18 protein-coding genes and 1 other annotated feature are annotated in these 24,729 nt (G+C 38.8%); all 18 genes read left to right on the top strand.

What is annotated here, in order from left to right; all coding sequences use genetic code 11:
• Nucleotides 1-12: 12 nt before the first annotated feature.
• The 18 genes from rplA to HCJ30_RS00190 all read left to right on the top strand — a co-directional run bounded on the left by rplA (nucleotide 13) and on the right by HCJ30_RS00190 (nucleotide 24,701).
• A complete protein-coding gene (gene rplA, locus HCJ30_RS00105; RefSeq protein WP_003718337.1) occupies nucleotides 13-702 on the top strand; it encodes a 50S ribosomal protein L1 in 690 nt (229 codons plus the stop codon).
• 48 nt (nucleotides 703-750) lie between these two features.
• Nucleotides 751-895: a sequence feature (ribosomal protein L10 leader region), on the top strand.
• 55 nt (nucleotides 896-950) lie between these two features.
• Entirely contained in the window at nucleotides 951-1,451 is a 501-nt protein-coding gene (rplJ, locus tag HCJ30_RS00110) for a 50S ribosomal protein L10 (RefSeq protein ID WP_003732833.1), read from the top strand.
• A 78-nt stretch (nucleotides 1,452-1,529) separates the two neighbouring features.
• Nucleotides 1,530-1,892 (top strand): 50S ribosomal protein L7/L12, encoded by a 363-nt coding sequence (gene rplL / locus HCJ30_RS00115; protein WP_003729189.1) that lies wholly within the window; start codon nucleotides 1,530-1,532, stop codon nucleotides 1,890-1,892.
• 157 nt (nucleotides 1,893-2,049) lie between these two features.
• Nucleotides 2,050-2,436 carry a BlaI/MecI/CopY family transcriptional regulator gene (locus HCJ30_RS00120; protein WP_185390481.1) on the top strand — a complete coding sequence of 129 codons (387 nt, stop codon included), beginning with the start codon at nucleotides 2,050-2,052 and terminating at the stop codon, nucleotides 2,434-2,436.
• The gene (locus tag HCJ30_RS00125) at nucleotides 2,429-3,469 is read left to right on the top strand and encodes a M56 family metallopeptidase (RefSeq protein WP_185390482.1); all 1,041 of its coding nucleotides are present in this window, start codon (nucleotides 2,429-2,431) and stop codon (nucleotides 3,467-3,469) included. Before HCJ30_RS00120 ends, HCJ30_RS00125 begins: the two co-directional genes overlap by 8 nt.
• Nucleotides 3,470-3,581: 112 nt before the next feature.
• Nucleotides 3,582-4,244 carry a DUF1266 domain-containing protein gene (locus HCJ30_RS00130; protein WP_185390483.1) on the top strand — a complete coding sequence of 221 codons (663 nt, stop codon included), beginning with the start codon at nucleotides 3,582-3,584 and terminating at the stop codon, nucleotides 4,242-4,244.
• Nucleotides 4,245-4,268: 24 nt separating this feature from the next.
• Nucleotides 4,269-4,772, top strand: coding sequence for a YehR family lipoprotein (locus HCJ30_RS00135; RefSeq protein WP_185390484.1), 504 nt, complete (start codon nucleotides 4,269-4,271; stop codon nucleotides 4,770-4,772).
• Nucleotides 4,773-4,890: 118 nt separating this feature from the next.
• Nucleotides 4,891-5,496, top strand: a complete 606-nt coding sequence (locus HCJ30_RS00140) for a class I SAM-dependent methyltransferase (protein WP_185390485.1) — start codon at nucleotides 4,891-4,893, stop codon at nucleotides 5,494-5,496.
• Nucleotides 5,497-5,841: 345 nt separating this feature from the next.
• Complete coding sequence (locus tag HCJ30_RS00145) at nucleotides 5,842-7,020, top strand: RtcB family protein (protein ID WP_185390486.1); 1,179 nt, start codon at nucleotides 5,842-5,844, stop codon at nucleotides 7,018-7,020.
• A gap of 500 nt (nucleotides 7,021-7,520) precedes the next feature.
• The gene (gene rpoB, locus HCJ30_RS00150) at nucleotides 7,521-11,075 is read left to right on the top strand and encodes a DNA-directed RNA polymerase subunit beta (protein WP_003729181.1); all 3,555 of its coding nucleotides are present in this window, start codon (nucleotides 7,521-7,523) and stop codon (nucleotides 11,073-11,075) included.
• 170 nt (nucleotides 11,076-11,245) lie between these two features.
• Nucleotides 11,246-14,851, top strand: a complete 3,606-nt coding sequence (gene rpoC, locus HCJ30_RS00155; protein WP_003728070.1) for a DNA-directed RNA polymerase subunit beta' — start codon at nucleotides 11,246-11,248, stop codon at nucleotides 14,849-14,851.
• A 75-nt stretch (nucleotides 14,852-14,926) separates the two neighbouring features.
• Entirely contained in the window at nucleotides 14,927-15,472 is a 546-nt protein-coding gene (locus HCJ30_RS00160) for an HAD family hydrolase (protein WP_185390487.1), read from the top strand.
• Between the two features lie 65 nt (nucleotides 15,473-15,537).
• Nucleotides 15,538-16,998: a glycoside hydrolase family 1 protein gene (locus tag HCJ30_RS00165; protein WP_185390488.1), complete on the top strand. Its 1,461-nt coding sequence runs from the start codon at nucleotides 15,538-15,540 to the stop codon at nucleotides 16,996-16,998.
• A 183-nt stretch (nucleotides 16,999-17,181) separates the two neighbouring features.
• Entirely contained in the window at nucleotides 17,182-18,327 is a 1,146-nt protein-coding gene (locus HCJ30_RS00170; RefSeq protein WP_185390489.1) for a hypothetical protein, read from the top strand.
• A gap of 250 nt (nucleotides 18,328-18,577) precedes the next feature.
• Complete coding sequence (locus HCJ30_RS00175) at nucleotides 18,578-20,032, top strand: InlB B-repeat-containing protein (protein WP_185390490.1); 1,455 nt, start codon at nucleotides 18,578-18,580, stop codon at nucleotides 20,030-20,032.
• Nucleotides 20,033-20,158: 126 nt separating this feature from the next.
• Nucleotides 20,159-21,790, top strand: a complete 1,632-nt coding sequence (locus tag HCJ30_RS00180; RefSeq protein WP_185390491.1) for an InlB B-repeat-containing protein — start codon at nucleotides 20,159-20,161, stop codon at nucleotides 21,788-21,790.
• Between the two features lie 126 nt (nucleotides 21,791-21,916).
• Nucleotides 21,917-23,053, top strand: coding sequence for an ArgE/DapE family deacylase (locus HCJ30_RS00185; RefSeq protein WP_185390492.1), 1,137 nt, complete (start codon nucleotides 21,917-21,919; stop codon nucleotides 23,051-23,053).
• Nucleotides 23,054-23,201: 148 nt separating this feature from the next.
• Complete coding sequence (locus HCJ30_RS00190; RefSeq protein WP_185390493.1) at nucleotides 23,202-24,701, top strand: leucine-rich repeat domain-containing protein; 1,500 nt, start codon at nucleotides 23,202-23,204, stop codon at nucleotides 24,699-24,701.
• The last annotated feature ends 28 nt before the right edge of the window (nucleotides 24,702-24,729 follow it).

The following is a 24,729-nucleotide window of genomic DNA, read 5'->3' on the forward strand; positions in this document are numbered from 1 at the left end:
GGAGGAAAAGAAATGGCTAAAAAAGGCAAAAAGTATCAAGATGCTTTAAAACAAATTGATGCAAATAAAGTTTACACTGCAGAAGAAGCAGTTGAACTTGCTAAAAAAATTGACTTCGCTAAATTCGATGCAACTGTTGAAGTAGCATTCCGTCTTGGCGTTGACCCTAAAAAAGCGGACCAACAAATCCGCGGTGCTGTTGTATTACCAAACGGTACTGGTAAAACTCAACGCGTATTAGTATTCGCAAAAGGTGAAAAAGCTAAAGAAGCTGAGGCTGCTGGAGCTGATTACGTTGGTGAATCTGAATTCGTTGAAAAAATCAACCAAGGTTGGTTTGACTTTGACGTTATCGTTGCTACACCTGACATGATGGGTGAAGTTGGTAAATTAGGCCGTGTCCTTGGACCAAAAGGTTTAATGCCAAACCCTAAAACTGGTACAGTAACTATGGACGTAACTAAAGCAGTTAACGAAATTAAAGCTGGTAAAGTAGAATACCGTGTTGATAAAGCTGGTAATGTCCACGCTGCAATCGGTAAAGTATCTTTTGATGCTGCTAAACTAGTAGAAAACTTCCGTACTGTGAATGACGTTCTACAAAAAGCAAAACCTGCTGCTGCGAAAGGTACTTACGTGAAAAATCTTTCTGTAACTACTACTTTCGGACCTGGAATCCAAGTTGACCCAGCTAGCTTATAAAATTTAACTTGACCAGTCTCTTCTATTTTGATAAGATAGGCTAGTTGAAACAATCAAATATCCTTACCGTAGACAGTTGGTGCGTTTATCGCTTAAATTTTGCCACCCGAGGGATTTCTTTTGAAGTGTGCGTCCGCGTGCATTTTACAAAAACCTCTGACGTCTACGGTGTCAGAGGTTTTTTGTTGCTGATCAAACGGAACTTGTGTCTGTTTAATTAGATTTAATTGTTGGACGGAGGTGGAAAAATGAGTAAAGTTCTTGAAGCTAAACAAAGTGCAGTAGAAGAAATTAAAACAAAATTATCAGCTAGTGCGTCTACAGTAATTGTTGATTACCGCGGCTTAAACGTTGGCGAAATCACTGATCTACGTAAACAATTGCGTGATGCTGGTATTGAGTTTAAAGTTTACAAAAACTCACTAACTCGCCGTGCTGTTGAAGCTAACGGTTATGAAGGTTTAGAAGGAGCTCTAACTGGTCCTAACGCAATCGCATTCAGTAATGAAGACGTAGTTGCGCCTGCGAAAATCCTTAACGATTTCGCTAAAGATCATGAAGCACTAGAAATCAAAGCCGGTGTTATTGAAGGGAAAGTTGCTTCTCTTGAAGAAATTAAAGCACTTGCAACACTTCCATCACGCGAAGGATTGCTATCTATGCTTTGCAACGTACTTCAAGCTCCAGTTCGCGGTCTTGCTATCGCTACTAAAGCTGTTGCTGACCAAAAAGAAGGACAAGAAGCATAATCTGTTCTACCCAGGGGAAACCCTACAAACAAATCTCGGTTAAATCCGAAAAAATTATATTATTGGAGGAATTTCAAAATGGCTTTAAACATTGAAGAAATCATTGCTTCCGTAAAAGAAGCATCTGTATTAGAACTTAACGATTTAGTAAAAGCAATCGAAGAAGAATTTGGCGTAACTGCTGCTGCTCCTGTAGCTGTAGCTGCTGCTGGTGGCGGTGCTGCTGAGCAAACTGAATTCACTGTAGAACTAGCTTCTGCTGGAGATTCTAAAATCAAAGTAATCAAAGTGGTTCGTGAAATCACTGGTCTTGGCTTAAAAGAAGCTAAAGAATTAGTTGACAACGCTCCTAAAGCTCTTAAAGAAGGCGTTGCTAAAGACGAAGCTGAAGAAATCAAAGCTAAACTTGAAGAAGTTGGCGCTAACGTAGAAGTTAAGTAATTAACTTGAAGACCTTAGATACTAGTTATCTAAGGTCTTTTTTTATTAAAATGTAAAAACGAATACAAAAGAGTGTGATTAGTCTTTCAGAAGGCTTTTTTTTATTGCTATTACATGCTAGTATTAGTAAGTGAATTAGTTTCCTGGAGGGTTAAATATGTCGATTAAAGCTATATCAAAATCTGAACTAGAAGTTATGAAAATCATTTGGGAATACGGGAGAGCGGTTCAGTATGCAGACGTTGCCGAGAAACTAAGTGAAAGAGATTTTTTATGGAAGAAAAACACGATTCTTACATTTTTAACTAGATTAGTGGAGAAAAAACTACTCCGAGTGGCAAAAGTTGGTCGCAAAAATGAATATTATGCACTTCTGAGTGAAAATGAGTATTTAGAACAACAGACGGAAACTTTTGTAGAAGATATTTATGAAGGCGACGTCAAAGGTCTAATTACCAATTTAGTGCAAAATGATTTAATTTCTCCGGACGAACTAGAAGACTTACAACAATTTTGGAAAAGGGCGAAATCATCAGATGAATGAACTACTTAAGATAATCTTATCGATGGCGTTAACATCGGTTGTTTTAATACCGCTCGTCTGGATATTTGGAAAAATACTCAATCGGTATTTAAGTAAGGCTAAAATTTATTATTCATGGCTGACCGTTTTCTTCTTTTTGACAGTCCCTTTTTCGTTCTTCTTCTATCTAGCCGCGAAAGATAGTGAGTTTATGTGGAGGAATAAAACGGGATTTGATGGCGTTACTTCTATTGTGATGGACCAAAATGGGGTTGTTTTACAGCGAGATTTTAAAATGAGTTTTTGGGTAACAGTGTTGGATTATTTGTGGTTGGTTTGGCTTTTGGGATTCTTGGTTCTTTTTATTTATCGAGTAGCCTCATATCGGAATTTTAAAAAATATGTTTTTTCGGGTGCGCGAAAAGTAGATGATTTGGTACAACTTGATTTATTAGCTGGAATCATTGATGAACTTGGCGTTAAAAGACCAGTTGAATTAATGATAAATCCGCTTATTTCGTCGCCGATTTTCTTGGGATTGATGAAAAATGTCATAGTTATACCAGATAAATCGTTTTCGGAAGAGGAATTGCATTATATTTTTAGGCATGAGTTGGTTCATTGTAAGCGGAAAGATATGTATTATGTTTGGGGCATGCAACTCTTCGCTTGTGTGTACTGGTTTAATCCGTTGATATATCTGATGAATAAACGGATTCAAAAGGATCGTGAGCTGGCTTGTGATGAAGCGGTTTTGGCGGCTCTGCCAGAAAGTAAACATATTGGTTATGGCGATACGCTGCTTTCTTCGCTCGCAAAATCCGGGAACTACAAAGAGTCGTACGTGGCTGTTTCGTTGCATGAAAATACAAAAGCGTTGAAAGAAAGACTCAGTTTTATCGCAAATTACCGAACTAAGGCAAAAAGTGGCAAGGTGATTTTCCTGATGTTTCTTATGGTGTTATGCGCAGTTGGGGTGTTTTTTAGTGCGTTCCAAGCAGAAATATTTACGTTGGAAAAGGAAAAAGGGATTACCTTTGAACAAAAGAAATAGACTTCTCTCAGTTATTGAGGGAGGTCTTTTTTTATTTGTGTAGTTGACTTTTAAAACTACAAGGTGTAGAATTAAATGGCATAAAAGATTACGGAAAAGGTGGTAAAAATAAATGTTTGGTCGAAAAAAAGTCGTTGTACCAGAAGAATATCAACAATTCAATATGTTTCCAGCAGATAAAGAGCGTTTACTTTGTATCGGAGCGTTCACTACAGAATGTAAGCATAATGTAGAAACTAGATTAACAGGCTCGAATAAAATGCTAAAACTGTATTATCCGAAGAAGCAAGGCGCTAAAGTCATGAAATATTGGCTGCCGATGTTTGGGATTAATGATAGCTATTCTGCGGTTGAAGTCATTACTAACTGGATTGAAGCAAATAATTATTCCGGTATGGTTGCGGCGCATACAACTAATAAAGTTGCTCGTATCGTCACTAAGGCTGCTAACAAAAAGGGGCATGATGCAACTGCTCTCGTAGCGGCTGCTAATAAAGTTAAAACATATGGCGCGTTCGATGTGGATCGTTTAGGTTATATTGTACGTGTTTGTTTTTCTTTAGATTTGATCAGTGAAGAACAAGCGTGGGGCTTCCTAGGAGAATTATGGGACGCTGCGGCACTTCATTTTGCTGACTGGGATGAGTACTTAGTTAGTTATTTAAATGGAGAAGAAGGTTTAGAAACAAACTGGTATAGCGAAGGCGTTGCGGCATATGTGGATTTGAAAATGGATTCATCTAGCTTATTAAACAAATATCAACTAAAAAACTAAACAAAAAGGGAGAACAACAATTAGATGAAAAAGTTTTTAAGTATTATTAGTATTTTAGTGTTAGCTTTACTTGTAACTGCTTGTGGAAGTGGTTCAAGCGAAAAGGCAAGCGAGAAAAAAGAAGAAAAAGTGGAAACAGTAACTTACGTGGCGGATTTGAGTGGTGCTAAGTTAGAGGCGACATTTTCACATGTTGGTGATAATTTAAGAAAAGTTGACCAAAAAATGATTTACCCATTTTCTGCCCTTGGATTAGAAGCTGGCGTTAAATTGGACGATGCTATGAAGAAACAATTAGAAGAACAAGTTGCGTCTCAATACTCTGCGTACAAAGATAGCAAAGGAGCTTCTCTTGAAACGAAATTCACAGATGAAGCGCTTGAATTAACAATGTCAGTTGATTTATACAAAGCGGATAAAGATTCCGTTGGTTCCTTGCTTGGTGGAACTACTGATCCTAAAAATGTTAGCCTAAAACAAACAGTAGAACAATTTGAAGCGCAAGGATTTAAGAAGAAAGAATCATAATTCGGGTGGAAACAGGCTCTTGGTTATTAAGAGTCTGTTTTTTTTATATGTATTAGAGCTACTTTAGAGGGGCGTTTTATGCTAAAATAGCTAGAGATATGAAAGGAAGGTGCGGTTCGTGACGAATAATCATTACTACACAAATGATGAAACGATTAAACATAACCGTAAAACCTGGCAAGTGATGTTAAAAGGTTTTAATATGAATTTTACAAGTGATAATGGCGTATTTTCTAAAAATACGGTTGATTTCGGTTCGAAATTGCTAATTGAGTCGTTTGAGTTAGAAGTGAAGACGGGGAAAATTTTAGATGTTGGTTGTGGTTATGGTCCGATGGGCTTAACCGTGGCGAAAGAATTCCCGGAGAGCCAAATTGAAATGGTGGATGTTAATTTGCGCGCGCTAGAACTCGCAAAAGAAAATGCCGAGTTAAATAAAATTACGAATACGCATATATATGAAAGTTCGGTTTATGACAACGTAACTGCTACGGACTACCAAGCGATTATTAGTAATCCGCCGATTCGTGCAGGTAAGAAGGTTGTTCATGCGATTTTAGAAGGCGCATTCGATCACTTGCAAGAAAACGGAGAACTGTGGATCGTTATTCAAAAGAAACAAGGCGGTCCGTCCGCTGAAAAGAAAATGGAAGAAGTTTTCGGTAATGTTGAAACAGTCGCAAAAGATAAAGGCTATTTCATTTTCAAAAGCGTTAAAAACTAAGTTGTACGAAGCACGGAAACGTGTTAATATAGAACTACATTTTACTAAGAAAGGACTGAGGGATATGCTTAAACTGAGCAAAAAACTAGAAAAAAACAACCAATCAAGATTAAAGATAATAGGTAGTTCTTTAACGCTCGCGCATATCGCCCCCGCGTCTTTTCAAGGTATCGTTCGTTAAAAATCACGTCCTTCAATCTTTCTTGATTGAGGGGCTTTTTTTTATACGAAAAATTAAACGGGAAAGAAGTGAGTCGAATGACAGAGGGAGAACTGAGTAATTTAACTAGCTAGGAAGAGGAATGGGTTTTCGTTTCTCTATTAAACAGAAAATGAGGAATAGAAATGCTAACATTAAAAGGACAATATAACGAAGCAAAAGTTTTTACGGATAATGTGGACGATAATACGATTGGGCAAATTATTACATTATGCAACCAGCCGTTTGCGAAAGATAGTAAGATTCGGATAATGCCGGATACGCACGGCGGCAAAGGCTGTGTAATTGGGACGACAATGACGATTCAAGATAAAATCGTACCGAATTTGGTTGGAGTGGACATTGGCTGCGGTTTGTACGTAGTGAAATTGAAGCCTGGCAAATTAAAAATGGATTTTGATAAGCTGGATAAAGTCATTCGCGAACGAGTGCCATCGGGGAGCAAGACGCACGATAAGCCGATTGATGATTTTGACTTAGATGGTGTGATTGCGCCGATTAACTATGGCTGGGCAGCGAGAAGTGTTGGGACGCTTGGTGGCGGAAATCATTTTATTGAGATAAACCAAGGTTCGGATGGGATTTATCTTGTAATCCATAGTGGGAGCCGGGTGCTTGGCAAAGAAATCGCCGAGTATCACCAAGAAGTAGCGTATAAAAAATTAGATAAGTTACGCAAAGAGTTAAAATTGGGTGCAACGGATGCAAAAAAACATGGCGACTTAGAAATGGCTGACCAATTGAACGGCGAGCGCGAACAAGTAAAATTGGATTACGATTTATCTTATGTGACTGGCATGGATTTAAAACATTATTTAAATGATATGGAAATCGCCCAAAAATTTGCAGCGCGTAACCGCTATGTCATGGCGCAAATAATTTTAAAAGCGATGAAGTGGGATAAAGCAGTCGTATCTGCGTTTGATTGTGTGCATAATTACATCGATATCGAAAACAACATGCTTCGAAAAGGAGCGACGTCTGCTCAGCTTGGGGAACAAATCATCGTTCCGCTTAATATGCGCGATGGTAGCATCCTTGCAACTGGGAAAGGAAATGCAGATTGGAATTACTCGGCGCCGCACGGGGCGGGAAGAATGCTAAGCCGCTCCAAAGCAAAAGCGCAAATCAGTTTGGAAAGTTATCAGGCGGCGATGAAAGATGTCTGGACAACCTCGGTTTCGAAAAAAACAATTGATGAAGCGCCAAAAGCCTATAAATCAGCCAAACAATTGCTTGCTGATGTAGGAGATACGATGGAAATCCAAGAGATAATCAAACCTTTATACAATTTCAAAGCATAAGGAAAAAGAAGCGGCAAATATTATAACATGTCGCTTCTTCTTTTTCTAGAAAAATATTTGACATAGGCATAGAGATGTTGTATTATAGTATAATGCCAAAAGAATCTATACCGTTTTTTTGCGCTGCATTTTATTTCAAAATATGACAAAAAATGAAGCGTTTGCGCGGTTTTTGGTGCTATAAATAAACATGGATGTGGTTTTCAGAAATATATGATGAAATCCGCTTTCTTTTTGTCTAAAGCAGCAATTTTTTCTTTTTGAAGTTCCACTTGATTTCCAACTAGGTTTTATCTGATTGCGACTATGCGAATCAGATGTACACGAGGTAGCAGGAAACTTTTGATGAACGATGTTTAAGGCTGATGAAGGAGTATGGAAGTACTTGCTTTTGAACGATTTAACTTAAACATCGGGTGCGGGGGGTTCCACTGTTTTTGTGCCTAAAAGTGAAGTCGGTGTGCTTATAAATTTTTTAATTAATTTGAGGGGTGAATAGTTTGTCAGGACATTCAGGACATGATGTAAAATATGGACGGCATCGTACGCGTAGAAGTTTTGCGCGAATCAGTGAAGTACTTGAATTACCAAACTTAATTGAGATTCAAACAGCTTCTTACCAATGGTTCTTAGATGAAGGGCTACGTGAGATGTTCCGCGATATTTCGCCAATTGAGGATTTTGCGGGTAATTTATCTTTAGAATTCATTGATTACGATCTTGGAGAGCCGAAATATTCGGTAGAAGAATCTAAGAACCGTGATGCAAACTATGCGGCTCCACTACGCGTGAAGTTGCGCCTAATCAACAAAGAAACCGGCGAAGTAAAAGACCAAGAAGTATTTATGGGTGATTTCCCACTAATGACTGAAATGGGTACGTTCATTATTAATGGGGCAGAACGTGTTATCGTTTCCCAATTAGTTCGTTCTCCAGGTGTTTACTTCAATGGAAAACTAGACAAAAATGGTAAAAAAGGCTTTGGTTCTACTGTTATCCCTAACCGTGGGGCTTGGCTTGAGTATGAAACAGATGCTAAAGACGTTGTACACGTTCGTATTGACCGTACACGTAAATTACCAGTAACTGTTTTACTTCGTGCACTAGGCTTTGGTTCCGATCAAGAAATTATTGACTTAATCGGTGACAATGACTACTTGCGCAACACGCTTGAAAAAGACAACACTGACAATGCTGAAAAAGCACTTTTAGAAATTTACGAAAGATTACGTCCGGGTGAACCCCCAACAGTTGATAACGCTAGAAGCTTACTAGTTTCTCGTTTCTTTGATCCAAAACGCTATGATCTTGCAAGCGTTGGACGTTATAAAATCAACAAAAAATTACATCTGAAAAACCGTCTATTCAACCAAACATTAGCAGAAACTTTAGTGGATCCAGAAACTGGTGAAATTATCGCTTCTAAAGGTGACATTTTGGATCGTCGTAATTTAGATCAAATCATTCCTAACTTAGAAAACGGTGTAGGTTTCCGCACACTTCGTCCAACTGATGGAGTTATGGAAGATAGCGTACTCGTTCAATCTATTAAAATCTACGCACCAAATGATGACGAAAAAGAAATCAACATCATTGGTAACGCGTATATTGAAGAAAACGTAAAACACATCACGCCTTCTGATATTATTTCATCCATTAGCTACTTCTTTAACTTGCTACATGGTGTTGGCGATACAGATGACATCGATCACCTAGGTAATCGTCGTCTTCGTTCTGTTGGTGAACTTTTACAAAACCAATTCCGTATCGGTTTATCTCGTATGGAACGTGTGGTTCGTGAGCGTATGTCTATTCAAGATATGACTACAATTACACCACAACAATTGATTAATATTCGCCCAGTAGTTGCATCTATCAAAGAATTCTTTGGTAGCTCGCAGTTATCTCAGTTCATGGATCAAACAAATCCACTTGGCGAACTTACGCATAAACGTCGTCTTTCAGCGCTTGGACCTGGTGGTTTGACGCGTGAACGTGCTGGTTATGAAGTACGTGACGTGCATTACTCTCACTATGGTCGTATGTGTCCGATTGAAACGCCAGAGGGACCAAACATTGGTTTGATCAACTCCCTTTCTTCTTTCGCAAAAGTAAATAAATTCGGCTTTATCGAAACACCTTACCGCCGCGTAGATCCTGAAACAAACCGTGTTACAGATAAGATTGATTATCTAACTGCGGATGAAGAGGATAATTACGTAGTAGCGCAAGCGAACTCGAAATTAGACGAACAAGGTACTTTCACAGAAGAAGAAGTTATGGCTCGTTTCCGTTCAGAAAACTTAGCGGTAGAAAAAGAACGTATTGACTACATGGATGTATCGCCTAAACAGGTTGTATCTGTTGCGACAGCATGTATTCCGTTCCTTGAAAACGATGATAGTAACCGTGCGCTAATGGGAGCGAACATGCAACGTCAAGCAGTTCCTCTTATGCACCCTGAAGCTCCATTTGTTGGAACAGGTATGGAACACGTATCTGCAAAAGACTCTGGTGCTGCTGTAACTGCCAAACATGACGGTATTGTAGAACACGTTGAAGCTCGCGAAATCTGGGTTCGTCGTGTATCTCTAGTGGATGGCAAAGAAGTAACTGGCGGAATTGATAAATATACTTTACGTAAATTTGTTCGTTCTAACCAAGGTACTTGTTATAACCAACGTCCAAACGTAGCAGAAGGAGACCGCGTTGTTAAAGGAGAAATCCTTGGTAACGGTCCATCTATGGATTCCGGTGAACTTGCACTTGGTCGTAACGTACTAGTTGCGTTCATGACTTGGGATGGTTATAACTACGAGGATGCGATCATCATGAGTGAACGTCTTGTAAAAGATGACGTTTATACTTCGATTCATATTGAAGAATTCGAATCAGAAGCTCGTGATACAAAACTCGGACCTGAAGAAATGACTCGTGATATTCCAAATGTTGGGGAAGACGCTTTACGTGACCTTGACGAACGTGGAATTATCCGTGTTGGTGCTGAAGTAAAAGACAACGACCTTCTAGTTGGTAAAGTAACACCAAAAGGAGTTACTGAATTAACTGCAGAAGAACGTTTATTACACGCTATCTTTGGTGAAAAAGCACGTGAAGTTCGTGATACGTCCTTACGTGTACCTCATGGCGGCGGCGGAATCGTGCTTGACGTGAAGATCTTTACACGTGAAGCAGGCGACGAACTACCACCTGGTGTAAACCAATTAGTACGTGTTTATATTGTACAAAAACGTAAAATCCACGAAGGCGATAAAATGGCCGGACGTCATGGTAACAAAGGGGTTATCTCCCGTATTTTACCTGAAGAAGATATGCCATTTATGCCAGACGGAACACCTGTTGATATCATGCTTAACCCACTAGGGGTACCATCTCGTATGAATATCGGACAAGTACTTGAGCTACACTTAGGTATGGCTGCTCGTGCTTTAGGAATTCACGTTGCAACACCAGTATTTGATGGTGCGAATGAAGAAGACGTTTGGAGCACAGTGGAAGAAGCCGGTATGGCCCGCGATGCGAAAACAATTCTTTATGACGGACGTTCTGGTGAAGCATTCGATAACCGTATCTCTGTCGGCGTAATGTACATGATCAAACTTGCCCACATGGTTGATGATAAACTTCATGCGCGTTCAACTGGACCTTACTCTCTAGTAACGCAACAACCGCTTGGTGGTAAAGCACAATTTGGTGGACAACGTTTTGGTGAAATGGAAGTATGGGCACTAGAAGCATATGGTGCCGCTTATACACTTCAAGAAATCCTAACGATTAAATCCGATGACGTGGTTGGTCGTGTGAAAACTTACGAAGCGATTGTTAAAGGCGAAAGCGTTCCAGAACCTGGTGTGCCAGAATCCTTCAAAGTACTCATCAAAGAGCTTCAAAGTCTTGGAATGGACGTTAAAATGCTTTCCGCAGACGAAGAAGAAATCGAGATGCGTGACATGGATGATGACGACTTTACTAATCAAAATGATGCCTTCAATATCGTACAACCGGAAAATGCAGCCGCTGAAAAGACTGAGTAATTCGGTTCGATAATTGAGACTCCAAAACAATAAGAAACAATGATTTGTTTTTTGCAAAATATAAAATTAAGCGATCGCTAAGACTTTACCTGAAAAGTCGAGGAAGTGTGCGGGAATCCCAAGCACTTCCTAAAAGCGAATGCTCCAAACTAATTTAGGAGGTTGGGCACTTGTTAGATGTTAATAATTTTGAGTATATGAAAATCGGTCTGGCATCTCCAGATAAAATTCGTTCATGGTCTCACGGTGAAGTAAAAAAACCTGAAACCATCAACTACAGAACGCTTAAACCTGAACGTGACGGCTTATTCTGTGAAAGAATTTTTGGACCAATGAAAGACTGGGAATGTTCTTGTGGTAAATACAAACGTGTTCGCTATAAAGGCGTAGTTTGTGACCGTTGTGGAGTAGAAGTAACGAAATCAAAAGTCCGTCGTGAACGTATGGGCCATATTGAACTCGCAGCTCCTGTTTCTCACATCTGGTACTTCAAAGGAATTCCAAGCCGTATGGGTCTTGTTATGGATATGTCTCCACGTGCATTAGAAGAAATTATCTACTTTGCATCTTACGTGGTTACAGAACCAGGCGATACTCCACTTGAAAAGAAACAACTTTTATCTGAACGTGAATACCGCGTTTATCGCGAAAAATATGGTAAAGGTTTCTCAGCTGGTATGGGCGCAGAAGCTATCAAAAAAATCTTAGCCGATATCGACTTAGAAAAAGAAACAAATGATTTAAAAGAAGAACTAAAATCTGCACAAGGTCAACGTCGTACTCGTGCGATTCGTCGTTTGGAAGTTATGGAAGCTTTTCGTAATTCCGGCAACAACCCAAGCTGGATGGTACTTGACGTGCTACCAGTTATCCCACCAGAAATTCGTCCAATGGTACAACTTGAAGGTGGCCGTTTTGCAACAAGTGATTTGAATGACTTATATCGTCGGGTAATCAACCGGAACAACCGTTTGAAACGCCTTCTTGATTTAGGTGCACCAAACATTATCGTGCAAAATGAAAAACGGATGCTACAAGAAGCTGTCGATGCTTTAATTGACAACGGTCGTCGTGGTCGTCCAGTAACAGGTCCAGGTAACCGTCCGCTTAAATCCCTTTCTCATATGCTTAAAGGGAAACAAGGTCGTTTCCGTCAAAACTTACTAGGTAAACGTGTCGATTATTCTGGTCGTTCCGTTATCGTAGTTGGACCTAACTTAAAAATGTACCAATGTGGTCTTCCAAAAGAAATGGCACTTGAATTATTCAAACCATTTGTTATGAAAGAACTAGTTGGACGCGGCTTAGCACATAATATTAAGAGTGCTAAACGTAAAATCGAACGTATGGCTCCAGAAATCTGGGACGTATTAGAAGAAGTTATCCGTGAACATCCGGTATTACTTAACCGGGCGCCTACGCTTCACAGACTTGGTATTCAAGCATTTGAACCAACGCTAGTTGAAGGTCGCGCAATCCGTCTTCACCCTCTTGTATGTACAGCTTACAACGCTGACTTTGATGGTGACCAAATGGCGGTTCACGTTCCTTTATCCGCAGAAGCACAAGCAGAAGCACGTATTTTAATGCTTGCAGCTCAAAACATTTTGAACCCTAAAGATGGTAAACCAGTTGTAACACCTTCCCAAGATATGGTGCTAGGTAACTACTACCTTACTTTAGAACGTGAAAATGCTGTCGGCGAAGGTACTATCTTCAAAGATATCAATGAAGCGCAACTTGCGTATCAAAACGGCTATGTACACTTACATTCTCGTATTGCTGTATTTGCTGGTTCGATTCCAAATGAACGTTTCACTGACGAACAACGCAACCAATTATTAATTACGACTGTTGGTAAACTGATTTTCAACACAATCTTACCAAAATCGTTCCCTTATATTAATGAACCAACGAAATTCAACTTAGAAATCGAAACACCAGCTAAATATTTCGTTGATACAACAACTGATGTTCGCGCGCATATTGCTGCACAAGAACTAATTGATCCATTCAAGAAGAAAATCCTCGGTAACATTATCGCGGAAGTCTTCAAGAAATTCCATATTACCGAAACTTCAAAAATGCTTGACCGTATGAAAGATCTTGGTTTCAAAATCTCGACTAAGGCCGGCATGACAGTAGGTATTGCGGATATCTTAACACTTGAAGAAAAACATGAAATTCTTGAAAAAGCACATGATACTGTTGAAAAAATCACTAAATCATTCCGTCGTGGTCTGATTACAGATGATGAAAGATACGAACGCGTTATCGGTGTATGGAATGCTGCCAAAGACGAAATCCAAGGAAAACTGATCTTGAGTTTGGACCGCTTAAATCCAATCTTCATGATGCAAGATTCCGGAGCTCGTGGTAACATCTCCAACTTTACACAGCTTGCTGGTATGCGTGGACTGATGGCTGACCCATCCGGACGTATCGTAGAATTGCCGATTACATCTAACTTCCGTGAAGGTTTAACGGTCTTAGAGTACTTCATTTCTACCCATGGTGCGCGTAAAGGTCTTACCGATACAGCCCTTAAAACAGCCGATTCCGGTTACCTTACTCGTCGTCTTGTTGACGTGGCTCAAGATGTTATCATTCGTGAAGACGATTGTGGCACTGACCGCGGTCTTACAATTAAGGCTATCCGTGAAGGTACTGAAATCATCGAACCACTTGAAGAACGTCTGGAAGGTCGTTATTCTCGTAAAACAATTCGTCACCCAGAAACAAAAGAAGTTATTGCACGTGAAAACGACTTAATTACAGAAGCAATTGCCACTCAAATCGTTGACGCTGGCATTGAAGAAGTAACTATCCGTTCTGCATTCACATGTAATACAAAACACGGCGTATGTAAAAAATGTTATGGTAAAAACTTGGCAACTGGTACAGAAGTCGAAGTTGGAGAAGCAGTTGGTATCATCGCTGCCCAATCTATCGGGGAACCAGGAACTCAGCTTACTATGCGTACTTTCCATACAGGTGGGGTTGCCGGAGACGATATCACGCAAGGTCTTCCACGTATTCAAGAAATCTTTGAAGCACGTAATCCGAAAGGGCAAGCTATCATCACTGAAGTTGGTGGTGAAGTTGTTTCTATCGAAGAAGGTCGTGATCGTCAACAAGAAATCACTATCCAAGGTACAGATGACCGCCGTTCTTACAACATTCCTTACACTGCTCGCTTGCGTGTAGAAGAAGGAACTATCGTAGAACGTGGGGAAGCTCTAACTGAAGGTTCTGTGGATCCTAAAGCCTTGATTCGTGTTCGTGACGTATTATCCGTTCAAGAATATCTACTTGCAGAAGTACAAAAAGTTTACCGTATGCAAGGGGTAGAAATTGGCGATAAACACGTTGAAGTAATGGTTCGTCAAATGTTACGTAAAATCCGCGTAATGGATACTGGTGATACAAACATTTTACCAGGTACATTAATGGATATTCATACGTTTACTGAAGCCAACCGCGATGCTATCTTAAGTGGTAGTCAACCAGCAACAGGTCGTCCAGTTCTTCTAGGGATTACAAAAGCTTCCCTTGAAACTGATTCCTTCTTGTCTGCTGCATCATTCCAAGAAACAACTCGTGTCTTGACAGATGCTGCAATCAAAGGAAAACGTGACGAACTTCTAGGACTGAAAGAAAATGTTATCCTAGGTAAACTTGTTCCAGCTGGTACAGGTATTGGTCGTTACCGCAAACTGAAATCCGAAGTTATCAAGGAAACAGCTGAAGTAACTGACGAAATCACAAATATTTAATCTTACAAAGCCAAGTGTGCCGTTCGCGTACACTTGGCTTTTTTTGTTATACTCATGTAAAAGGAGTGAAGTGATTTGATTACACATGTTATTTGGGACATGGGCGAAACATTAAACACTATACCAAACACAAGATACGACCATCACCCTCTCGATACTTATCCCGAAGTAGTGCTGCGCAAAGATGCCAAAGAAACGCTTGAAAAAGTAAAACAACTTGGATTTAAACAAGCCATTCTAAGCAATACCGCAACTAGTGACACGGAAGTAATTAAACGCGTTCTAACCAATTTTGGCATCATCGATTATTTTGACTTCATTTACGCCTCCAATTCCGAACTCCAACCAGGAAAAATGGAAAAGCCAGACAAAACTATTTTTGATTTCACACTAAACGAACTTCAAATTGATAAAACAGAAGCAGTAATGGTCGGAAATACATTTGAAAGTGATATTATTGGCGCAAATCGTGCGGGTATCCATGCGATTTGGCTGCAAAATCCAGAAGTCTGCCTTCAAGATGAGCGCCAGCCCCTTGTCGCACCGCCATTTGTTATCCCAGTTTGGGACCTAGCCGATGTTCCTGAAGCCCTTTTATTATTAAATAAAGTTTCTACTTGACCTGTAATGCATTACACAAAGTAAACTAAAAAAGTAGAAGAAATTAGCCGGAAGGGGCGAACGAAATGACTGAAGTGAAAAAACAATTTCCAAAAGGATTTTTATGGGGTGGAGCAACTGCTGCGAACCAAGTTGAAGGCGCTTACGATGTAGATGGTAAAGGCCTTTCCACAGCAGATATGGTCAAATTCATTCCGAAAGAAGAACGCACGAGAGACCACGCACTAGACGTATCTAAAGCAGAAATCGAAGCAATTATTGCAGGGAAAGTAGAAGGAAGATTCCCTAAACGTGATGGCGTTGATTTTTATCACCACTATAAAGAAGACATCGCATTATTTGCCGAAATGGGCTTTAAAACATTCCGCCTATCACTAAACTGGGCACGTATTTTCCCGAACGGTGATGACAAAGAGCCAAATGAAAAAGGGCTTGAATTTTATGATAAAGTGTTTGATGAATTATTAAAATATGACATTGAGCCACTTGTAACGCTTTCTCACTATGAAACACCACTGAACCTTACTTTAAAATATAACGGCTGGGCTGATCGTCGCGTTATCGGATTTTTCACGAACTACGCGGAAACAGTTTTCAAACGTTATAAAAACAAAGTAAAATATTGGTTAACTTTTAACGAAATCAATGTTATTTCACTTAGCGCATACACTGGTGGTGGCGTACTTTTAGAAGACGCGAAAAACCCGCTTGAGCTTTCTTACCAAGCAGGACATCATCAATTCGTAGCCAGTGCGCTTGCAACAAAATTAGCGCATGAAATTATTCCAGGATCACAAGTTGGCTGTATGCTAGCTCGTATGGCGACATACCCTGCGACTAACAATCCAGACGACATCTTAAAAGCACAATACGAAAACCAACAAAACCTATTTTTCACAGACGTTCATGCTCGCGGTGAATATCCAAGCTACATGAACCGCTTCTTCCAAGAAAACGACATTCACATCGTAAAAGAAGTTGGCGACGACGAAATCTTGAAAGCACACACAGTTGATTTCATCTCATTTAGCTACTACATGTCCCTGTCCGCAACAGCTAGCCCAGAAGGCGACCGCTCTGCTGGGAACTTAATGGGCGGCGTGAAAAACGAATACTTGGAGTCGTCCGATTGGGGTTGGCAAATTGACCCTAAAGGCTTACGCTGGACACTAAATGATCTATACAGCCGCTACGAATTACCACTTTTCATCGTGGAAAATGGCTTAGGTGCTTATGATACAGTAGAAGAAGACGGCAAAATCCATGACGATTACCGCATTGACTACTTACGCAAACACATCGAACAAATGAAAGAAGCAATTGCTGATGGCGTAGATTTAATTGGTTACACAAGCTGGGGCCCTATCGACCTAGTAAGTGCCTCCACAAGCGAAATGTCCAAACGCTACGGCTTTATCTACGTAGACCAAGACGACTGGGGCAAAGGAACATTAGAACGCTCCCGCAAAGATTCATTCTTCTGGTATAAAAAAGTAATTGAAACAAATGGTGAAGATTTAGTTTAATAGGTAGATTGCAGTCCCGCTTTGGCGGGGCTGTTTTTAAATCAAAAAATTTAACTAGTTTACAAATTTTAGAACAATTAGAAAATATTCGTTTTATTCCTAAAATACTGTTGTATCAGTTGCTACGCTATGCTATAATTCGGCGAAAGAACTTATAATACAGCATAGAGAGGCGACATAGGAATGAAAGTACAATTAAAATCAAAATTCCATTTAGTGATGTTGATTGTTATTGTTTTATTATCAACATGTCTTACTTTTTCGATTGCAAAAAATATTTATAGACTTGATCCTGCGGCAGAAAAACCAATGAGCGATTATAGCATGGAGCTCCTTGATGTGTTTGAAAAACATGCATCCTACTTTGATGCAGTAATGACAGAAAAAGAAATTAAAGAAAAATTTCAAGAATCGAATTATCTCACACCGAATGAACTGATAGAACTAAGCGGGCAACCGTATGTAGAGCAACTATATGTAGTAGATCAAAATTATTTAAATGAATTAGCAGAGGACTTTTCAAAGATGGAAGTATTAGCACTTCCAGAAATAATTTCAAGTTCTCCCAATTATGAATCTGCCTTTGTTGTTGCTAAAAGTAACTTAATCAAAGGACGTTTGCCTAAAGATAATAAAAATGAAATTGCTCCGTCAATAAAGCAATTAGACAAGTTTTATCATATTGATACAGACAATAAAAATGTGATTGGTAAGCAAATAGATATCAATGGTACTCTGTATAAAATTGTTGGAATAGTAAATTCTCCAGTAGCAGCAATGTCATTTTCAGATGAAATGCAACAATATGGAACAGTTAAAGTAGATAATAATAGCGTAGAGAAGTTAAATAATATCGTATCAAACATGGACTCCCCTTGGATTGGTAATATTTTTATTAAAACATCTACCAAACGACCATTAGAGTTGTTAAGCTATTTAGAAGTACATGGGCCAAGTTATCAATATACTTCTAATTATATTGATGAAGTTCTCCAAAAACATTTATATTGGGAGATAGCAATGGAGGTAATTCCAAGCGCTATTACCTTGATTACGCTTGCAGTTTTAGTACTATTCGTTTTTGGAAGCAAACCATTTATTGATAAAATGGCCGGTTTAGAGGAAGGGGTAAGAAAAAGATACTATCTAATTATGGTTTTAGATTTTTTGGCAATTTTACCAATCTGTCTATTAATACAACTATCCATTGTAAAAAGTAGTTACGGTATGTTGTTACTATTTATTTCATTAACCATTTTATTAATATATTTATCGCAAGTTTTATATTGGTTCAATCGTTGGGCGGAAAAACGGCTAAGCAGCAAATAATGTTGCTTAGCCGTTTTTTTACAAATTCCCACAAGAAACCAATCCTTCAACCTCCGAATAACAAAGTTCAACTTATTGTCACATATTCAGTTAATTAGGGTCCTGTGCGAGAAAAAACAGAGAGCAGATTCTGTTATAATTCTAATAATTCATCAAATATTAGTGATATTTTACACGCCGAAACAACCCAGATAGCATAAAATTCAAGGCGTAGTTAAGGATGAATTGTAAATTTTAAGGAGACGATAAAATGAAAAGAAACCAATCTTCGTTACTACGCATTTTATTTGTAGTAACAGCTATCTTGGGTATTAGTTTATGGGTTAATATGAGTCAGGGGGTGGAAGTTCAGGCAGAGAGTATTGCCGAGCCGACGCCGATTAACAAAATCTTCACGGATTCGGCATTAGCGGAAGTGGTGAAGACGGAGCTTGGAAAAGCCAGTGCGGATGATGTTGTTACGCAAGCGGATCTGAATCAGATAACTAGGCTTGATGCAGACGGTAAAGGAATAAGTTCAATAGAAGGCATACAATATTTAACTCAGCTGAACATGTCAGGTTTATCATCCAATCAAATTACTAATATTACGCCGATTGCTCACCTTACTAACTTAGACTCTTTATATTTAGGGAATAATGAAATTATTGATTTAACGCCACTTTCAGGCTTGACTCAGCTTACATTTTTACAATTATCTATCAATCAAATAAAAGATGTAACCCCACTTGCTAAGCTAACGAATTTAAATTATTTAGATTTACGAGAAAATCAAATAAGTGATGCAAGTTCATTAAGTAATATGATGGAACTAACAACATTGAAGATAGATAAACAACAAATAACCGCAGACCCAGTTCTATATCAATCTAATTTAGTTGCACCTGATATTTTGAAAAATGTATTTGGAGAAGTAGTACCGCCAACGACGATTAGTAATAATGGTACATTCGCTAGCCCGAATATTACTTGGAATTTAGCTAGTTATACAAGCGAAGTGAGTTATGATTTTAATCAACAGGTTACTCTTGGTGATAAAGGAAAGGTTACTTTTGCGGGGACAGTAGTTCAACCGATTACGGATGCGTATGTCGCTACTTTTGATATTAATGGAGTGACAACAACGGAAAAGGTAGCGGTTAATTCATTAATTGCGGAACCGACCGCGCCGGCAGAACAAGGATATACTTTTGATGGCTGGTATGATGCGAAAACTGGCGGGAATGAATGGGATTTCGCAGTAGATAAAATGCCAAGTGAGGATATGACCTTATATGCGCACTTCACGATAAACAGCTACACAGCAAATTTTGATGTAGATGGAAAAGTAACTAGCCAACAAGTGAACTACCAAGCCTTGCTTCAAGCCCCAGCTACTCCAACCAAAGAAGGTTACACATTTACAGGATGGTATGACGCAAAAACTGGTGGAAATGAATGGGATTTTTCAACTGGTAAAATGCCAGCCGAGAATATGACTTTATATGCTAGATTTACTAAGAATGCTAGCTCAGATTCGATTATAATCACACCCGGAAAAGATGATAAAAATGACAAAGCCAGCACAACAATTGCAGCTAGTCATAGTGAAAATGCTAAACTTCCAAAAACAAGCGATAATTCGAGCATGATTCCTGTTTTGATAGGGACATTATTCCTCGGAAGCGCATTAGTATTTTTACGAAAAAACACAAGTAACCTTTAAACGAAGTAGATTTGGTTTCTATTTTTTATAGGAGCCAAATTTTTTTGTTAAATAGACTAAAAACAGGGTATCTACTAGTTAAAAGGTTCTAAAATAGCGCTTAATTAAATTTTAAGGAGAGGGATTATGGAAAAACAATCGAATGCGATATTCAAAATTGTTTTAATGGTAGCAGCTATTCTAGGAATTAGCCTCTATATAACTACAAGTCAAGGTGCGGAGGTACAAGCGGAAAGCATTACACAGCCAACACCAATCAATGAAATTTTCCCAGATCCTGTTATTGCCAATGATGTAAAAACACTTGTTGGGAAATCTAATGTGACGGATGCTGTTTCGCAAAGTGATTTAGATGGAATCACTCGTCTATCAGCAGTGACTGCGGGAGTAACGACAATAGAAGGTATGCAATACTTAAATAATTTGTCAGAATTAGAACTAAAAGATAATCAAATAACAGATTTAAGCCCAATTGAAAATTTAACCAATATCACTGAGCTCGAATTATCTGGAAATCCGCTAAAAGATGTGAGCTTGATTGCTGGATTAAAAAGTATAAAAACGCTGGACCTTATTTCTACACAAATTACAGATGTAACTCCACTTGCTGATCTAACCAATTTACAAGTGCTATATCTGGATCTTAACCAAATAACGGATATAAGCCCACTCGCTGGCTTATCGAATTTACAATATTTATCGTTCGGATACACCCAAGTGAGTGACTTAACGCCGCTTGCGAACTTATCCAAACTAACAACCTTAAATGCGGGGGACAACAAAATAAGTGATATTTCACCTCTCGCTAGTTTACCTAACTTAATAGAAGCTCATTTGAAAGACAACCAGATAAGTGATGTCAGCCCGCTTGCGAATATCCCAAACTTATTTAACATCACTTTAACGAATCAAACAATAACAAGCGCGCCCGTACTTTATCAAAATAATCTAGTCGTACCTAATGCGGTAAAAGGTCCTTCTGGCGCGCCTATTGCACCAGCTACTATAAGTAATAATGGAACTTATGCAAGTCCGAATTTAACATGGAACTTGGATAGTTTTATTAATAATGTCAGCTATACATTTAATCAACCAGTCACTTTCAAAAATGTAACCGTTCCTTTCAGCGGCGCAGTTACCCAACCATTAACAGAAGCATTCACGGCCGTTTTTGATGTTGACGGCAAGCAAACGAGCGTAATAGTTGGCGCCAATGAATTAATTAAAGAACCAACCGCACCGACAAAAGAAGGTTATACGTTCACTGGCTGGTATGATGCAAAAACTGGCGGGACTAAATGGGATTTTGCGACAGATAAAATGCCAGCTGAGGATATTACATTGTATGCCCAGTTCACTATCAATAGCTACACCACCACGTTTAATATCGATGGAAAAACTACCACTGAAAAAGTAACGTATCAGGCATTACTAAATGAACCAACCGCACCGACGAAAGAAGGCTACACGTTCAAAGGTTGGTACGATGCAAAAACTGGCGGAACGAAATGGGATTTTGCTACTGGTAAAATGCCGGCAGAAAATATAACGTTATACGCCCAATTTACGAAAAATGATGAGCCAAATACTGGTGGGCCAACTGGAAATGGTAACGGCACATCGAATCCTAACATTTCAGGCGACAATACCTCACTTCCAACAACCGGAGATGAAAATACGTTGCTTCCAATTTTCGTTGGAGCATTTCTTATCGGCATCGGCTTAGTTGTATTTCGCAAAAAACATCAAACAAAATAAACTTTGAAAAATGGTTTAGCCCCTGAGCTGAGCCATTTTTTATTATGAACAAAGCGAGGGAATTAGTTTGCCTTTTTGCATAAAGGGAAAACATAGGATGGAATTCATAGAAAGAGGGCGTGAAATATGGACCGACAAAAAAAGCTTCAAATTTTAAAAGATATGGTAAATATTAATTCGACTAATGGACATGAAGAGCAGGTTGCGAACTATTTGCAGAAGTTGTTACGTGAATACGGGATTGAATCTGAAAAGGTGCAGTATGACGTGGACAGAGCCAGCTTGGTTAGTGAAATTGGTTCTGGTGATGGGAAGATTTTAGCATTTTCAGGGCATATGGATGTGGTGGATGCGGGCGATGAGTCTAAGTGGAAATTCCCGCCTTTTGAAGCGACGGAGCATGACGGGAAAATATACGGACGCGGCGCCACTGACATGAAATCGGGTTTAGCAGCGATGGTTATTGCGATGATTGAACTTCAAGAAGAAAAACAAATGCTGAATGGTAAAATCAGATTATTAGCTACAGTTGGTGAAGAAGTCGGTGAACTTGGGGCAGAACAACTAACGCAAAAAGGATATGCGGATGATTTAGACGGCTTGATTATTGGTGAACCAAGCGGACATCAGATTGTATATGCACATAAAGGATCGATTAATTACACCGTTAAATCTACTGGGAAAAATGCCCATAGCTCGATGCCGGAGTACGGCGTGAATGCGATTGATAATTTGCTACTATTTTATAATGAAGTAGAAAAATTTGCGAAATCAGTCGATGAGACAAACGAAATATTAGGCGATTTTATTCATAATGTCACCGTGATTGATGGTGGAAATCAAGTAAATAGTATTCCTGAAAAAGCGCAACTGCAAGGGAATATTCGCTCGATTCCAGAAATGGGTAATGAAACTGTGAAACAAGTGCTAGTGAAGATTATCAATGAGCTAAATAAACAGGATAATGTGAAACTAGAGCTAATTTTTGACTACGATAAACAACCAGTATTTAGCGATAAAAATTCAGAGCTAGTAAATGTTGCTAAACGTGTAGCTGGCGACATTATTAAAGAAGAAATCCCATTACTTGGTATTTCTGGAACAACGGATGCAGCAGAATTCACCAAAGCTAAAAAAGCATTTCCAGTAATTATTTTTGGCCCTGGAAATGAGACGCCTCATCAAGTAAATGAAAATGTTTCCGTAGAGAATTATTTAGAGATGGTAGACGTGTATAAACGAATTGCCGTAGAGTTCTTATAAAAAAGCTAAAATGACAAAAAATCGACACTTTTAAAGACGATAACACGCAAAAAAGTCTTTTTTGGGACGAAAAATGCAAGCTCCCCTGTGTTAATATTAATTTGGAATGCGAGAAAGATGTAAATTAATTTACAGTTAGGAGAATACAATGAAGATAAAAACTTTACTAGTTCGTGTTGGCGCGACATTAACGATAGCTTTAGGGATTAGTTTGTGGCTGGGTATGAGTCCGGAAATTGATGCCAAAGCAGCGAGTCTTGCACAACCGACACCGATTAATGAAGTGTTTCCTGACCCTCAAATGGCTTTAGTAATGGAGACTAAACTTGGAAAAGCGAGTGTTACAGACCTTGTTTCCCAGAGCGAATTAGATGCTTTGACTCAATTGGAAACTTACTTACCAATAGAATCCATCGAGGGAATTCAGTATTTGACAAATTTAACAAAATTAAATATAAGTAAGGCTGAAGTAAGTGATATCAGTGATTTAAAAGATTTAACAAAATTAACAGACTTAGAAATGTACGCTAACAATATAGTTGATACAAGTGTTTTGAAAAACTTAACGAATCTAACATATTTAGATTTGCACGATAATAAGATAACGGATATAAGTGCTTTAGGAAATTTAACAAATTTAGTTCACTTAAACTTAGCTTATAATCAAATAAGTGATATAAGCGCCGTGTCTGCTCTAAGTAAGCTAAACATGGTATGGTTTACAGATAATCAAATAAGTGATATCAGTCCAGTTGCCAATTTAACGAATCTAACTAGCTTGAGTTTGGGTTATAACCAAATAAGTGATATAGGCGCACTGACAAACTTAACGAATTTAGACGGTATCGGTATAGAAAATAATCAAATAAGCGATATAAGTCCACTTGCTAATTTGACTAATTTAGGCTATGTTGGTTTGCATAATAATCAAATAAGTGATTTAACACCGATAGCGAATTTAACGAATTTGACACGTATGTATTTATCCGGTCAACAAATAACTAATAAGCCACTGCCATATCAAAGCAATATCGTTATCCCTAACAACGTGAAAAATAATAAGCAAGAAATTGTTGCACCACTGGTAATAAGTGATAATGGAACCTATGATAATCCTAACGTTACTTGGAATCTAGCTAATTATGTTAGCGAAGTGAGCTATACTTTTTCGCAAGAGGTAACGATTGGTAGTGCTACAGAAACTTTTAGTGGTGTAGTAAAACAACCTTTAGAGATGTATACTGTGATTTTTGATGTCGATGGAGTAACAACGAAAGAGACGGTAGGCGCATACACGTTATTAACCGAACCGACAGCGCCGGAAAAAGACGGCTACACATTTACAGGATGGTATGACGCAAAAACTGGTGGAACTGAATGGGATTTTGCTACTGACAAAATGCCGGCCAACGATCTTACGTTATATGCTCAATTTAGCTTGAATGAGCACTCGGAAAATCCGCCTGATGATCCTGACAAAGAGACGCCAGGTGATACTACCAAAAATGCTGAGGGACAGGCTCAGGCCACGAATAATGTCAATATTTTATTACCAAAAACAGGTGATAGCCGAAGCGACCTAGCTATTATCATGGGAATACTTCTTTTTGGTACAGGGATTGTTTCGCTTCATAAAATCCGCAATTAACTAAAAGTCTAGTATTTGTTTGTAAACA

The sequence above is a fragment of the Listeria cossartiae subsp. cossartiae genome, assembly GCF_014224155.1.
Classification (GTDB): domain Bacteria; phylum Bacillota; class Bacilli; order Lactobacillales; family Listeriaceae; genus Listeria; species Listeria cossartiae.

Excerpts from the sequence above, each read along its gene's own strand:
- rplA (WP_003718337.1), top strand. The coding sequence starts at position 13 with ATGGCTAAAAAAGGCAAAAAGTATCAAGATGCTTTAAAACAAATTGAT.
- rplJ (WP_003732833.1), top strand. The coding sequence starts at position 951 with ATGAGTAAAGTTCTTGAAGCTAAACAAAGTGCAGTAGAAGAAATTAAA.
- rplL (WP_003729189.1), top strand. The coding sequence starts at position 1,530 with ATGGCTTTAAACATTGAAGAAATCATTGCTTCCGTAAAAGAAGCATCT.
- HCJ30_RS00120 (WP_185390481.1), top strand. The coding sequence starts at position 2,050 with ATGTCGATTAAAGCTATATCAAAATCTGAACTAGAAGTTATGAAAATC.
- HCJ30_RS00125 (WP_185390482.1), top strand. The coding sequence starts at position 2,429 with ATGAATGAACTACTTAAGATAATCTTATCGATGGCGTTAACATCGGTT.
- HCJ30_RS00130 (WP_185390483.1), top strand. The coding sequence starts at position 3,582 with ATGTTTGGTCGAAAAAAAGTCGTTGTACCAGAAGAATATCAACAATTC.
- HCJ30_RS00135 (WP_185390484.1), top strand. The coding sequence starts at position 4,269 with ATGAAAAAGTTTTTAAGTATTATTAGTATTTTAGTGTTAGCTTTACTT.
- HCJ30_RS00145 (WP_185390486.1), top strand. The coding sequence starts at position 5,842 with ATGCTAACATTAAAAGGACAATATAACGAAGCAAAAGTTTTTACGGAT.
- HCJ30_RS00165 (WP_185390488.1), top strand. The coding sequence starts at position 15,538 with ATGACTGAAGTGAAAAAACAATTTCCAAAAGGATTTTTATGGGGTGGA.
- HCJ30_RS00170 (WP_185390489.1), top strand. The coding sequence starts at position 17,182 with ATGAAAGTACAATTAAAATCAAAATTCCATTTAGTGATGTTGATTGTT.
- HCJ30_RS00175 (WP_185390490.1), top strand. The coding sequence starts at position 18,578 with ATGAAAAGAAACCAATCTTCGTTACTACGCATTTTATTTGTAGTAACA.
- HCJ30_RS00180 (WP_185390491.1), top strand. The coding sequence starts at position 20,159 with ATGGAAAAACAATCGAATGCGATATTCAAAATTGTTTTAATGGTAGCA.
- HCJ30_RS00185 (WP_185390492.1), top strand. The coding sequence starts at position 21,917 with ATGGACCGACAAAAAAAGCTTCAAATTTTAAAAGATATGGTAAATATT.
- HCJ30_RS00190 (WP_185390493.1), top strand. The coding sequence starts at position 23,202 with ATGAAGATAAAAACTTTACTAGTTCGTGTTGGCGCGACATTAACGATA.